Source organism: Acaryochloris sp. CCMEE 5410 (assembly GCF_000238775.2).
Taxonomy (GTDB): domain Bacteria; phylum Cyanobacteriota; class Cyanobacteriia; order Thermosynechococcales; family Thermosynechococcaceae; genus Acaryochloris.
In genome coordinates this window covers 1550403-1564338 of sequence record NZ_AFEJ02000001.1, presented here as the reverse complement: position 1 = coordinate 1564338, position 13936 = coordinate 1550403, and the positions used below count along the sequence as shown (strand labels likewise).

Below are 13936 nucleotides of genomic sequence, written 5' to 3'. Positions count from 1 at the left end.
TTCTGTCAATGCGTTAGTCCTGATCAGATTCGATTCGACCATAATCGAGCTTGATAATCCGGTCTGCCAGATGAAAGAAATGGTCATCATGGCTAATCACAAGTACGGTTTTGCCTCGCTGTTTGAGTTCTGCTAACAGTTGCGTGTAAAAGATCTCCCGAAAAATGGGATCTTGGTCCGCAGCCCATTCGTCAAACAAGTATATGGATCGATTCTCTAGATAGGCAGACAACAGGGCTAACCGTTTTCGCTGGCCTTGAGAGAGTCCCGTGGTGGATAGCTGTCCATCCTGTACGGAGACCTTCTGCTCCAGCTCTAATTTGCGCAAATAGGCCCGAGCTTGGGCATCCAGGGTAGAGAACTCCTCGCTGATTAATCGTTCAAACAGATAATAGTCTGCAAAAACCGTCGAAAAAAGCTGCCGATACCACTCACGATTAGTATCTACAATTGGTTCAGCATCCAAATGGATCTCTCCTGACTCAGGGGTGTATAAACCTGTAATCAGCTTTGCCAGAGTAGATTTGCCACTGCCATTGCCGCCGACAATAAAGACGAGTTCTCCTGAATTAATCGTCAGGTCAATCGGTCCCACCCTAAACTGATGATCTGCCCCTGGATCTTGATAGGTATGGACCACCCCTGCTAATTTCAACTGGTTCCAATCCTTGGGAGTGGGTTTGGTTACAACCGTTTCTACCTCAGCATGTTCAGCCAGCTTCAATCCCATTTGGTTGACTTTTTGAATGGAGACATTGGCGCTGGCGAGATTGGGCAAGCGTTGGATAATATTTCCCAAAGGTCCCATCAGATAAGACAGGGTGAGGATATAGGCAGGTAAAACGGCTTGAGTGGAAGGTAAGATCTCGGGGACGCCAAACAGAAGTACCCCCAGCAGCAGAAAGAATAGGAACTGGCCGCCGCCACTAGATAATGCTGCAAACTTAAAGGCATTTTTTTGGAACTGACGCGATTTCCCCGCACTGACAGATAGATCTTCGGTAAAAAAAGTCTGCCTGCGGACAGAATGCAGCTTCAGTTCTTTGAGGCCATCGGTGATGCTCCGAAAATGGGTAAACAGTTGATCATCTTCTTGACGGGCCAGATTCAAATAGCGATAGGCAAAGTTGAGCAACAGCTGGACCAAGGGAATCGCAACGACCATAAAAGCCGCCACAATCAGAAAGACCCAAATCGACAACCAACCCAGATAGATCAAGCATCCACCCACGACCGCAAGGTCAATACACAAGAATGGAATCACAAAAACGGTATTAGAAATGGCCTGCACATCTTGGGTTAAGACAGCAAACAGTCGGCTGGGGCCTAACTGTTCTAGCTGTCGTAGGGAAGATGCAAGTATTCGCTGACTCAAACGCAGGCGCAATTGATAGACAGAATTTTGGGCCAGATCAACCAGTAGAAACTGAGACAGACTCCCGGTCACAAAGGCCAAAACAGACAACCCGGCAAAGGAGATAAGCAGTGACTGAGTAGCGTTCTGGCTAATGGCAGAATTAACCAAAGCAATCAGCCGGGCACTGCAAACCCCACTGGTAATCCCAGTCAGAATCGCTAGGGTCGCACTGATCCAAGATGCTTTAATCAGAAGCCAGATAATTTGCATGGATGCCTTGTGTGAAGTGCGATGGAATTAAGGCTTAAGCATGAAAATAAAATCCCTGCGTCCGCGATCAAACTGAAAACGGAATTTGAAAGGGGTTTATCATACTGTTCCCAGGGAAAGATTTACTATCCGGTATTTAGGAATATTTATCTTAGCCAAAATATATGAGATAGATCCTTAGCACGCACCATGATTTGCCAGCCTCATTACTAAAGGGCTAGGAACGTGTAGTGAAGAACGCCTGTTTTTTTAATCTGTTGGTTTACTCGCAACCGATAGAGCCAGTTTCTCTTCTAACTGGGTGCTCAGCATCTCTGCAATTTCTTCGACCATAAATAACTTGGTCAATTCCAAAATGGGCTGAGCGAAAGGAGTATACATCGGATCTGACTCTACCAATGCATTCAGTTTTTCCTTTAGACGAAATACGTCACCGTACTGAGATAAAGCGAATAGCTCTTCGAGCACTGTAGTCGAGGGTAGGATGATCTCAGTTGGGACCGTCTCAGATGCAAGAGGTTGCTCCCCCTCCTCATAGAGCCAGCTAATGCTTAATTGTTCAGCGATCATTTGAAAGAGTAAGCTGATCTCAATTGGTTTGGCTAAAAAGGCATCTCCACCTTGCTCCAAGGCCATCTGCTGATCTGATCGTGATACTGAAGCAGAAGAGACAATCACTTTCGTTGCTTTAAAGTTTTCGTCTTCACGAATATGCCGCAGAAACTCAAAACCATCCATGATGGGCATGGCTAGATCGGTGATGATTAAATCCGGGCGGTGTCGGCGAATTTGCTCTAACCCGACTTGACCGTCTTCTGCTTCAATCACAGTAAATCCAAGAGGCTCAAGCAGATTGAGCAAAACAGCTCGATTCTCCCCATGATCATCTACAACCAGAAGAGTAAGGGGAATCTCACCCTGTCGGTTGTGGGAAGTTTGGTAGCCGATGATCCGCTGACGAGATCGGAAGGGTTGTCGCTTTTTCCCACTTTCGACCAGCGGGAAGTCTAGTATGAACCAAAATTCGCTACCATCCCCCGGCTTGCTGTTGATGTGAATCGTCCCCCCCATGAGTTGAACAATGCGTTGGCTAATGGCGAGACCTAATCCAGTTCCTTCAGACTGTTTGTGATGATCTCCAACTTGTTCAAATGCCTCAAATAGTTTGTCTATATCTTCTTCGGCAATGCCCCTGCCTGTATCGATCACCTTGAACATTAGAGAAACCTGTTCATCACTCCCCTTGGAGACTTCAATCTGGAAGGTCACAGTCCCCGCATTGGTAAACTTAATCGCGTTGCCGATGAGATTGATCAGTACCTGAGAAAGCAATTTCTCGTCAGCCAATATTCCTTCAGGTAACTGGGGACTAGGTTTATACGAGAACTGAAGTCCCTTCTGCGTGGCCTTGATTTGGCAGATATCCACGACCCTTTGCAAGAGGTTAGGTAAAGATGTGGTGGTCGGAACAAGCTCCAGTTTACCGGCTTCGATTTTGGCTAAGTCAAGGACATCGTTGATCAGTGACAATAGGTGGGAACCGCTATCTAATATGACACCTACCCCGTTTCTATCGTCAGCGGATAGAGTTTTGGAACGGCTAAGAATTTGGGCGTAACCGAGGATGCCGTTGAGGGGAGTACGGAGTTCATGACTCATATTGGCCAGAAATTCGCTTTTAGCCTGGTTGGCACGATCCGCTTCCAGTTTTGCGGCTTGCAATGCAAACGTCCGTTCTTCAACCCGCTTTTCTAGGACTTCATTAAATTGAATTAATTCCTGTTCTGCTTGTCTAAGGGCAATTAGATCCTGTTGGTTTTCATAGCCTTCTCGTCGTAGCCAAATAGAGAGATAGGACATCATCCCCACAAAGGGAAGGAAATAGAGCACATGACTGACAAACATCCGCCAAAAATGGGAGTCAGCAAACACATAAATGGGCCAACCTAATGTTTGGCCATAACCCAAGACGAAATGATGTAAGTAGATAAATACGGTAGCAGTAAGAATGGTGCGCCAGTCGCGATAGTAAAGGAGGACCCCAATCAGTCCAAAGGCAGAAAAATGGGCTTCGGTCACACCTCCGTTCTGATGAATAATTAAAGCCGTGTAGATCATAAAGCCACAGGCCATATAGAGTCGCGTCCCTAACTCACCCGAATGGCGATGTCTTAGCCAAAGGGAGAGGAGCAATGTCGGAACTCCAATCGCTAATGCTGCAGCTCCTGTATTGCGTAGGGGAGCAAGGGCAAAACAAACAAGGCATAAAAAGCCGTTCATGGCCACCATAATGCCATCAGCGCGCACACGATACGACTGCAAAAGAAGGTCACAGTCTGCTTCGGATGCAAAGAGCGCGGGAATGTCTTGGGCTCTGAATTCCCAGCGCTTCGGTGAGGACTCGTTGACCATATTCAAAGATGTGGTCTTAATCTAAGCTGCATATCCTTTAAGGTGCCCTAGACATACAGTTTGCCTGGCATCGTTAATGGTGGTGAATTATCAGCCTTGAGCAAAAAAATAAGATTTTTAGCTCTCATTCTTTGAATTTGCTGTATAGTTCCGGATTAATCCAAAATAAGAAATATTTAGGGTTATGGTTGATGGGTCATCTGCGAATGCGAATCCTAAGCATTGATCAGACTGCCATGCCAGATTAGACCCAATAGCCGATACACTGTTGTTGAACCCAACTAGTGATTTTCGAGCATGGAAACAGACGCGATTGTGGTGATGATTACTGCCTCTTCTGAAGATGAAGCGGTTGCGATCGCAGCGCTTCTCGTTCGAGATCACCTGGCGGCCTGTGTCAGTCTATTTCCCGTATCATCCATCTATACCTGGGATAACAAGGTGCAGAATGAGCCAGAATGGCAGTTGATGATCAAGACTCAACAGGATAAATTTGCGGACTTAGAAACGAAAGTGCGTGAATTACACACCTATGATGTACCAGAGATCATTGCTTTGCCCGTGACGGCAGGTTCGATGCCCTATCTCAACTGGATTTCAACCCAGGTTCAGTCATAACTGTTGCAGGGAACATTTTTAATGCAGAATACCCGTCTCAATACCTTAGTCTCTGGTCTAGGCCAGCAACTGAAGCAAGAATTGCGTAACCCTTGGCGGCGGATTTCGGTGCTGGTGATTGCGCTGTTGTTTGGGATTTATATTGGCGTATCCTTTGCTGCGATCGCAGGTCAGTTAGCCTACCTCGACATCACCGTCGCCGCCCTAGTCCTCTTGTTTACAGAAGTAGTGAACTGGATCTTTCATCGCAATCGGGGCAATGCTCGCAAAGCCCTCTGGGGAGAAGCTCTCAATACCTTCAAACTAGGACTGACCTACGGTTTATTTGTGATTGCCTTTATGTTGGGCAGTTAACCTGAACCCAATTCAAGCTGACGAAGCGCCTGGCCAAAAACCTTCGGTTCATAGCCCAGAGAATAGGCGAGAGAACTATCTAAAGAGACATCTGCAGGGCGGGGAGTAGACAGGGATACATCTATCTGAGAACAGCCAGATAATAGGCTAGGCGGATATCCTAAGCAGTCTACTAACTGTTGCCCCATCTCATATCTAGAGAGACGTTCTTTGCCACCTAGATGAATATATCCTTCCCCCTTGGCGAGCGCCAGCAGAATGCTACGCGCCGCATCCAATCCACTCACAGGGGTTCGAAACTCATCCTCAAATAGCTGCAACGCTATGCCTGCCTCTAAATTCTGGATCATCGGTTGAATAAAACTGGCTGCATGGGGCGTCACACCAAACATCAAAGGCATACGAGCAATCACTGTGGAAGGGTAGCGTTCCACCATGCCTTGCTCTGCCTTTACCTTCTGTTCTCCATAGGTATTGATGGGGGAAACCAGATCAGATTCCTGATAGGGAGGATCTTGCCCATCAAAAACCAAATCGGTTGAGACAAACAGCAATGGAATTTGAGACTCCCCACATAAGTCAGCGAGGGTCCAGGACGCCTCTACATTGATAGCATGGGTCGATTGGGGCTCGGCTTGACAGACATGGGGACGTGCTTGGGCAGCAGCGTGAATGACCGCATCCGGCTGAACCGTTTGCAAAACCTGTTTGAGGCTAGCAAAATCCCGTAAATCAACCGTCACCATCGAGCATCCAGGGATCTCGACGGCATGGGAATAAGCGGTGCCAAAGACCTGCCATCTGGATTGGGCAACCTGGCAGAGATACCATCCCAAAAAGCCACTGGCACCCGTTATCAGCAGCTTAGGGGTTGGAGCGGAATCGTTAGAACTTAGCATTTCAGGGCCAAACGATAGGGAGGGTGCTGACTGCGTAACTTCTCTAACGCTTCATTGACTTGAGCGAGAGGAAAAACCTCAGTCTGAGGTGCAAGCCCATGGCGAGCTACAAAGTTCAGCATTTTAGTGATTGTGGCTGGACTCCCTACAGGACTGCCTGAGATGGATCGCTGCCCCCCTAATAAGGGAAAGACAGGTAAAGAAAGATCAGGGGCCACCCCAACCAAATGCAGTCGACCTTTAGGCCGAAGCGCATTGAGATAGATGGACCACTCTAAAGACACATTTACAGTGGAAATGATGTAATCGAAGGAATTTGCGATTGCCTGCAATGCTGCTGGATCGCGAGTATTGACAAAATGGTGAGCGCCTAATCTGCGGGCTTCGGCTTCCTTGTCAGGTTGAGTGGATAACGCCGTCACTTCACATCCCCAGGCATTGAGAAACTGTAGGGCTAAATGGCCGAGTCCACCAATACCAATCACTGCCACTCGATCCGTGGGCTGGACGCCACATTGAATGATCGGCTGAAATACCGTAATTCCGGCACAGAAGAGGGGACCTGCAACCGCCGAATCAATGGACTCTGGAATGGGCACCACCCAGCTCTGATCGGCCCGAACCTGATCAGCAAATCCACCGGGTCGGCCCACAATAGTGCCTTCAGCAGATAGACAAAGATGGTGATCGCCTCCCATACACCATTCACAATGCATACAGGAAGACGAATACCACCCCAATCCGACGCGCTGGCCCACCCGCAGGGGCGTCACCTCAGAGCCGACCTCAGCCACAATACCGACAATTTCATGGCCAGGCACAAAGGGATACTGGGTCATCCCCCATTCGTTTTTAATCATGCTGAGGTCGCTGTGGCAGATACCACAATACTCAACTTGGATATCCACCTGTTGGCGACCTAACGGTCCAGGATCATACTCAAAGGGCTGAAGGACTCCCCCCTGTTCAAAGGCCGCATAGGCATTGACCATTCATTCATCCTCATGAAGCAGATGGGGTGATAATAATCTAAAAAATCTCACCACATCGGGTCTGTGGACTGTTTTAAGAATTGGCGAAATTCAAACCCTGCATTGCAAGATTTATGACTGATCACACGCATTCCAGTTTCCGTTCGTTAGGGTTGAAAAGGGGACTTGAATACACGCGATAAAAAGGCTAAGAGCGAAATGATGAACCGCAATTCTCCAACTCCACTGCTGAAAGCTCTGTTGAGCTTGCTAGCGATGCTGCCCCTCGCATTACCCACTATTGCTCAGGCTGAACAGGATATTGTCATTATTGGTGAGACAGCGGCGCAAAACCAGCAATTTCAGTCCTATTGGCAGCAGTTAATCAATCTCAAACAATCAGCGGAGCGTGCTAGACCAAAATCGACCGTTCAACCCAAATATGCTGCCCGTGACGATCGAGAAGTAAAGCTGCAGAAGATACTTCGTAATCTTAAGGTCGAAGATATTGACTTGGACTACATCATTCAGCTCAACGGCTCATCTCATCTGTCTGGAATTCTCACCAATGAAAATGATCAGCTAGTGACCGTCATTGCAGTCAACTACGAAATTCTAGATAGACGGGGAAATCTGTTGCAAACCGGCAGCGCTCAACCCAAACCCAGCACCATTGGGCCAGGTCAATCCGTTACCTTTGCCGATACCTTGTGGACCATTGCTCCAGATGAAGCCTATGAAGTCCGATTGCTCGATCCAGCCTTTCAAGTTAGTCCTGATTTTGAATAGCTTGGAAGCTTGGACTGCCCATCTGGCTGCAGACTAGCATGGCCCCTGAAGAAGAGATAAGAAAGGCTAGAGAATAGTTACATTTTCTAGCCCTTACCATTGATTACAAGTTTAGAAATATGGAACTCTAGCCTAGCTTGATGTCTTTGACAGATGTCAGCAGGTTTTGGAGAGCGCTAACGATTTTGTCTTTGTTGGGCTCGCCTTCACCTAGGTTGGTCTTGACAGCCTCAATACCATCTTGAATGGATTGAGCAGAGTCAGGTTTGATGCTGTCCTTGAGTGCAGGCCAAGCGTCCTGTACTTTGGCAAATTCTGTTTTTGCAGTGTCAAAATCTCCAGATTTTGCAGCATCTAGGGTTGAGGTAACGCCATCCTTCATGGTGGAGACGTTATCTTTGAGGGCAACGAGGTCTGCACCTTTGTTAACGGTATCTGAAACAGTATCTTTAGCTTTTTCTGCAGTTTCAGTTGCAGTATCGGTTACCTTCTCGGTGGTTTCAGCGGCGGTTTCTTTGGCCTTGTCAGCTGTATCCTTAACCGCATCACCTGCTTCGCTACAGGCAGTCAGAGAAAGGGCACTTAAAAGTCCTATGATTAAGGCGGATTTGAGTCGGAGCATAATATTGTTTCTCTAAGCATTTATACTTTCCAGCTAATATTATCGAGAACATAGGAAATTTGCACAAGTCCATTTGGGACAGTTAATCAGATTGGTACCCAGGAAATAGCTGATTCTGAGCTATCTAAGCTATGCCCTGCTTCAAATAGAGCGTATTGCCGTTTAACTTTACCTATATCGCTTGATTTTTAGATTTTTTTTATATTTGATGTGGCTATTTTTGTTCAGGAATCTTCGAGGTTGCCCTCAACTGTGTCATGGCTAAATTTTATTCTGAGCTAACCCCAGCGTTACAAGCCTTCATTCAAAAGCAACAAATATTTTTTACGGCATCGGCTCCGCATCAGGGCCGTGTCAATTTGTCTCCTAAGGGCATGAATACCTTCAGATGTCTGGGTAACAATGAAGTTGCTTATCTAGACTTGACAGGCAGTGGCAATGAAACGAGTGCCCATGTGGCTGAGAACGGACGGTTAACCATTATGTTCTGTAGCTTTGCAGGGGATCCATTAATTCTGCGATTGTACGGGCAAGGAGAGGTGATTCGCCCCTGGGATCGCACCTGGCCCGACTGGTTCAAACCCTTCGATGCCCTGCCGGGAGCACGACAGATTGTCGCGCTGCATATTGAATCTGTACAAACATCTTGTGGGTTTGGTGTTCCTCTCTACGACTACCAAGGCGATCGAGATCGGCTGATTCAATGGGCAACCCAAAAAGGGGAGGAGGGTCTGCGAGACTATCAAGCCCAGAAGAATCAAGTCAGCATTGATGGCTATCCAACCGGATTGATGGCAGAGGGCTGATGGCTGACTCACCCAAAATTGTGGTGTTGGATGATGATCCAACCGGATCGCAAACCGTTCATAGTTGCTTATTGTTGTTGCAATGGGATGTGGGAACCCTCTACCAGGGACTATTAGACTCATCGCCGCTTCTATTTATTCTGACTAATACCCGTGGCAGATCAGCTGCAGATGCAGCTCAAGTGACACGGGAAGTATGCCGCAACTTGAAGATGGCAATGGCAAAAGCTCAGTCAATCAAGACCAAAGCCTGCCTCCAACCCTATTTGATTGTCAGTCGCTCAGATTCCACCTTACGGGGCCATTATCCTTTAGAAACAGATGTGATCACGGAAGAGCTGGGACCTTTTGATGCTCAGTTTCTGGTTCCGGCGTTCCTGGAAGGCGGCAGAATGACCCAAAACGGTATTCACTACATCCAAACTCAAAATCAGCTTGTCCCTGTGCATGAGACTGAATTTGCCCAGGATCCCGTTTTTGGTTATCGGCATAGTTTTCTCCCAGACTACATAGCTGAGAAAACAGAAGGGCGAATTCCTGCCTCACAAGTTCTACATTTTTCTGCATCCACTTCCCAGGATTTACAGTGGTTACTCAGCTTACAAGACAATCAATATGTAGTGGTTGATGCAGTTGAACAAGCCGATCTGGATCGTTTTGCCAAACTCACCTTGTCGGCTTCTACTCAGGGAAAACACTTCTTATTTCGCAGTGCGGCGAGTTTGCTGAGCGCCTTTGGAGATTTGCCCCCACAGCCCATTCCGGCGGTGGCAATGGGGGAAACGGTGCAAAGCTCGCATCCAGGTGTGTTTATAGTTGGCTCTTATGTCCAGAAAACGACGGTTCAGCTTAAGAATTTACTGGCTTTGCCTCAAGTTGAGGGCATCGAAATTGATCTAAAACCTCTCCAAAATAGGGAAGTTGAGAGTAGCCAAATCAGAGGCCAAGTTCTGGCACAGGCGGATACCATATTTCACCGACACAATACCCCGGTCATTTATACGAGTCGGCCGCCTCTCAGTTTTACGGACTTGTCGGAGCGGCTGTACTTTAACAGTTTGGTGTCTGATCTGTTGGCAAATATTGTCCAACAGCTACCTACTCGTCTGGGGTACTTAGTCAGTAAGGGGGGAATGACCTCGAATACCATCTTGGCACGAGGGCTCAACCTCTCATCTGTGCGACTATTGGGCCAAATCCTACCGGGATGTTGTATTGTGCAAGCGGCACCAGGCCATAGGTTTTCTCAGCTACCAGTCGTCTTGTTCCCAGGGAATGTCGGACAAGCTGAAGATCTGGTCAAGGTCTATGAATGTTTGTCTTGGCGGTCTGCCCAAGCCGATGAAAGAGGTAAATCGTAACTTGACCTCAGTTCATCGTTAAAAAAAGTAGCTGATTTTTGACTAATCATGAGATAATTATCGTTTGTGTCCAATTAGAAATTTTGATGCGGTAAAAACACATGGCAAAAGGTGTTCGGATCATCGTCACATTGGAATGTACCGAATGTCGGTCCAACTCCAATAAGCGATCGCCAGGGGTATCCCGGTACACAACCACGAAAAATAGACGTAATACCACGTCTCGTCTGGAACTGAAAAAGTTCTGCACCCATTGCAATAAGCATACAAACCATAAAGAAATCAAGTAGTTGTCCACCTATTAGACGTTTATTCAAGACCTTATGCCTTACTATCGCCGCCGTGTTTCTCCGATCAAGCCAGGTGATCCGATTGATTACAAGGATGTTGATCTCCTCCGTCGTTTTATCACTGAGCGCGGCAAGATCTTGCCTAGACGGATTACTGGCCTCACCGCTCGTCAGCAGCGTGATTTGACCCGAGCCATCAAGCAGGCTCGAGTCTTGGCACTCCTTCCTTTCATCAACCGCGAAGGTTAGAGGGTAGGTATCGACTGATAGAACTACCCCTGCTACGGGCTAGTTCGTACTTGCCATAACTACTGAAATTGGATGAGCCAATTAAGTGGAGAAAGGAACATTAATTGAATTCAAAAGACGGGGCGATTGTGCCGAAGGGCAGCGTCCCTTTCAATTGGGCGTATTAGATCGGCCTGAAGGTAAGAAGAACTGGGTTGTTGTTGATCAAACGGGACAAACCCACACGCTTCATCCTCGACAATTCACCTTTGTGGTTTCGGGGAAAACCTATACGCCCTCTGAGATTGCTGAATTTCAGTTAGAGGCTGAGTCCTACATTGATCCAAGCAGCCTAGAAGTCGCTTGGGAAATTCTGCTGGAAGACTCCCAGTCAGTTGCTCCTGCCGACTTGGCCCAGCTATTGTTTTCGGACCAAAGCCCGCCTCTTTGCTATGCCTCTCACTGCCTATTAAGCGATGACCGCATTTACTTTAAGCAGAAAGGGGATCGCTTTGAACCCCGTTCTGCTAGCCAAGTTGCAGAACTTCAGCATCAGCTTGAGCAGCAAGCTAAGCGTCAGCAAGAACAACAAGCTTTTTATCAAAAACTAGAGCAAGTAATTGCGGGTGATACCGTAGAGTGGCAAGGATGCGATCGCACCTATCTCCAAGCGTTGGAAAAATTTGCTGCTTTAGGAGATGAGGCCACCACTCGTTCAACAGCCACTGAAGTATTGTCGACCTTGAAGCGAGGCACCTCGCCAGATGCGGCGTTTCAGTTGTTAGTCGATGTGAAGGTCTGGGAGCCTCACCAAAATTTACATCTGTATCGCAGCAAAACTCCCGTTCAATTTTCGTCGTCTGTTCTCGCTGCCGTTGATCAATTGCTGAAAATGCCCCCACCAGACTTACATGCTGAACGTCACGACTTGACCAGTTTGAAAGTCTATACCATTGATGATGAAAGCACATCCGAGATCGATGACGGCCTCAGCTTAGAGTTTCTACCAGGCGGCAAACAGCGGGTCTGGGTCCATATTGCTGACCCCAGTCGCTGGATCACCCTAGGCGATGAATTAGACCAAGAAGCTCAACGCCGAGGGACAACGGTTTACTTACCCACGGGCATGATTCCCATGTTCCCAACGGAACTGTCTACGGGGCCCATGAGTCTGGTTCAGGGACAAATCTGTTGTGCCCTCAGTTTTGGCGTCATCCTCACCGCAGAAGGGGCGATTGAATCCTATGAGATTCGCTGTAGCCAGGTCCAGCCTACCTATCGCCTGACCTATGCCGATGTGGATGAAATGCTGGAGCTTGGGGTAGAGGCAGAGTCGGAACTATTAGCTTTGGCCCACTGGGCCAAACAACGCCAAGCCTGGCGGAAATCCCAAGGCGCCATCAGCATTCAGATGCCGGAATCCTCCATCAAAGTGGAGGGAGAGAAGGTCGACATTCAGGTTCTGTACGATTCTTCTGCCCGTAACCTAGTCGCTGAAATGATGATCTTAACGGGGGAAGTGGCCGCCCGTTATGGTCAAGATAATGATTTACCATTGCCCTTTCGCCACCAGCCTCAGCCTGAACTACCGCCGGAAGAAGAGCTATTACAGCTGGCACCAGGATTTGTTCGCTATTGCGCGATTCGTAGCTGTATGCCTCGCAGTGAGGTCAGCATTAGTCCCGCTCGCCATGCCAGCTTGGGCCTGGATTGTTACTGCCAAGTCACGTCCCCCATCCGTCGCTATGCAGATTTAGTCGCTCATTTTCAAATTAAAGCTCATCTTCGAGACGAAGAATTGCCTTTTAGTAAAACTGACTTAACAACCCTCATACCCAGCGTGACTACCGCCGCCTATGAAGCCACCCTTTTAGAACGACAAACCAATCGCTATTGGAGTTTGGAGTATTTAAGGCAACATGGTCAGACGGTCTGGCCGGCTATGGTGCTGCGATGGTTGCGTGAGCACGAGAATCTAGCCCTAATTTTGCTAGAAGATTTAGGGCTAGAACTTGTGATGCGCCTGGATCACCCGGTTGTTTTGGGGGACCGGCTGGATGTCAAAGTGGCGTCTGTGAATCCCCGTTTGGATCGGATTCAGCTGCAAGAATGTTTCACAGCCTCGCCTGACACGGCTCAGGAAGGATAGTTCATATCGGGCATCCGATTCCGCTGCTCTGCACGCATCGATTGGCTTCTCGCTTTTGCTTCTGCAGCACTATCTTTTAAAGCCTGGAGGCGGGTTTCATAGCGCTTGCGGTTGCGACGGCTAGGAGATTGGTCAATCAAGATTTTTAAGGCACTACCTAAACTTTTATAGGCATTGGGGAGGGTATAGCCAAAGCGAGTCGCGAGGGCGATCGCTTTTTGATCCGCAGCCGTTAGATCATCAACACTCTTCTGGGAGTTATTGCGTTGATACAGTCGCCATCCTGATACACCACATAGGGCTAAGGCCAACATCAGCAGCAACCCATCTTGGACCCATAGCTCACCGACCGCCCCCCCTAAACCAATAGCCAGAGCAGCCATTTCCCAGCCATCTCGGGGAATCGTATCGTTCTGAATCCGAGCGACTTGGTGCCAAAACAGGAGATTGCGCTGATCTTTCGCAAATTGCTCCCACTTAAGCAGATCAATTTGGATTTCCACCTCATCTTGACCTAACTCTTCGCAGGTAATGAGGGAAGCGTTGGTGGCTGTTGTCGCTTCTACGGTGACCCAGCTTTGCAGTTCAGGTGGCAAGAGCGTCCGCAGACGCCGCAGTTCACTCATTTCAGCCCGAGCAGAGGATGTTCCGTAGACCATGAATTCAAAAGTGGAATGATAAACGACAATCGTAAAGATCTATATATTAGGAGTATAGCTGGCTTATTTCGGTTCAGCCGCTCTACTCTGTTCTCAGAATCATACCGAATGTTCTGAACTCTTGGGTTATAAGATTTGGAAATGGGAGAAT

Annotated in this window: 14 protein-coding genes; 8 read left to right on the top strand and 6 right to left on the bottom strand. The window is 48.0% G+C overall.

Annotated elements, in window-relative coordinates:
- Window positions 1-13: 13 nt before the first annotated feature.
- Both ON05_RS06910 and ON05_RS06905 read right to left on the bottom strand, forming a co-directional pair.
- Window positions 14-1627, bottom strand: a complete 1614-nt coding sequence (locus ON05_RS06910) for a cyclic peptide export ABC transporter (protein WP_010480769.1) — start codon at window positions 1625-1627, stop codon at window positions 14-16.
- Between the two features lie 249 nt (window positions 1628-1876).
- Complete coding sequence (locus ON05_RS06905) at window positions 1877-4039, bottom strand: ATP-binding protein (protein WP_010480768.1); 2163 nt, start codon at window positions 4037-4039, stop codon at window positions 1877-1879.
- Window positions 4040-4336: 297 nt separating this feature from the next.
- On the opposite strand from ON05_RS06905, the gene cutA reads away from it, so the two are divergent.
- Together cutA and ON05_RS06895 are read left to right on the top strand one after the other, a co-directional pair.
- A complete protein-coding gene (gene cutA, locus ON05_RS06900) occupies window positions 4337-4657 on the top strand; it encodes a divalent-cation tolerance protein CutA (protein ID WP_010480767.1) in 321 nt (106 codons plus the stop codon).
- A 21-nt stretch (window positions 4658-4678) separates the two neighbouring features.
- Window positions 4679-5011 (top strand): DUF565 domain-containing protein, encoded by a 333-nt coding sequence (locus ON05_RS06895; protein WP_010480766.1) that lies wholly within the window; start codon window positions 4679-4681, stop codon window positions 5009-5011.
- Here ON05_RS06895 and ON05_RS06890 read toward each other — a convergent pair.
- Both ON05_RS06890 and ON05_RS06885 read right to left on the bottom strand, forming a co-directional pair.
- Window positions 5008-5910 carry an SDR family oxidoreductase gene (locus ON05_RS06890; protein WP_010480765.1) on the bottom strand — a complete coding sequence of 301 codons (903 nt, stop codon included), beginning with the start codon at window positions 5908-5910 and terminating at the stop codon, window positions 5008-5010. The two genes, ON05_RS06895 and ON05_RS06890, sit on opposite strands and share 4 nt — an antisense overlap.
- On the bottom strand, window positions 5904-6902 hold the full coding sequence (locus ON05_RS06885) for an NAD(P)-dependent alcohol dehydrogenase (protein ID WP_010480764.1): 999 nt from the start codon (window positions 6900-6902) through the stop codon (window positions 5904-5906). Before ON05_RS06885 ends, ON05_RS06890 begins: the two co-directional genes overlap by 7 nt.
- A 165-nt stretch (window positions 6903-7067) precedes the next feature.
- On the opposite strand from ON05_RS06885, the gene ON05_RS06880 reads away from it, so the two are divergent.
- On the top strand, window positions 7068-7670 hold the full coding sequence (locus tag ON05_RS06880; RefSeq protein ID WP_262561314.1) for an FxLYD domain-containing protein: 603 nt from the start codon (window positions 7068-7070) through the stop codon (window positions 7668-7670).
- 127 nt (window positions 7671-7797) lie between these two features.
- On the opposite strand, the gene ON05_RS06875 is transcribed toward ON05_RS06880, so the two are convergent.
- Entirely contained in the window at window positions 7798-8292 is a 495-nt protein-coding gene (locus ON05_RS06875; RefSeq protein WP_010480760.1) for a hypothetical protein, read from the bottom strand.
- Window positions 8293-8549: 257 nt separating this feature from the next.
- Here ON05_RS06875 and ON05_RS06870 point away from each other — a divergent pair, with 257 nt between their 5' ends.
- The 5 genes from ON05_RS06870 to ON05_RS06850 all read left to right on the top strand — a co-directional run bounded on the left by ON05_RS06870 (window position 8550) and on the right by ON05_RS06850 (window position 13126).
- On the top strand, window positions 8550-9098 hold the full coding sequence (locus ON05_RS06870; RefSeq protein WP_010480757.1) for a pyridoxamine 5'-phosphate oxidase family protein: 549 nt from the start codon (window positions 8550-8552) through the stop codon (window positions 9096-9098).
- Window positions 9098-10459 (top strand): four-carbon acid sugar kinase family protein, encoded by a 1362-nt coding sequence (locus ON05_RS06865; RefSeq protein WP_010480756.1) that lies wholly within the window; start codon window positions 9098-9100, stop codon window positions 10457-10459. Before ON05_RS06870 ends, ON05_RS06865 begins: the two co-directional genes overlap by 1 nt.
- A gap of 101 nt (window positions 10460-10560) precedes the next feature.
- Window positions 10561-10749 (top strand): 50S ribosomal protein L33, encoded by a 189-nt coding sequence (gene rpmG, locus ON05_RS06860; RefSeq protein WP_010480755.1) that lies wholly within the window; start codon window positions 10561-10563, stop codon window positions 10747-10749.
- A gap of 33 nt (window positions 10750-10782) precedes the next feature.
- Window positions 10783-10998, top strand: coding sequence for a 30S ribosomal protein S18 (rpsR, locus tag ON05_RS06855; protein ID WP_010480754.1), 216 nt, complete (start codon window positions 10783-10785; stop codon window positions 10996-10998).
- A gap of 85 nt (window positions 10999-11083) precedes the next feature.
- On the top strand, window positions 11084-13126 hold the full coding sequence (locus ON05_RS06850; RefSeq protein WP_010480753.1) for a ribonuclease R family protein: 2043 nt from the start codon (window positions 11084-11086) through the stop codon (window positions 13124-13126).
- Here ON05_RS06850 and ON05_RS06845 read toward each other — a convergent pair.
- Window positions 13114-13785 carry a DUF3318 domain-containing protein gene (locus ON05_RS06845; protein WP_010480752.1) on the bottom strand — a complete coding sequence of 224 codons (672 nt, stop codon included), beginning with the start codon at window positions 13783-13785 and terminating at the stop codon, window positions 13114-13116. The genes ON05_RS06850 and ON05_RS06845 overlap by 13 nt on opposite strands.
- Window positions 13786-13936 lie beyond the last annotated feature (151 nt).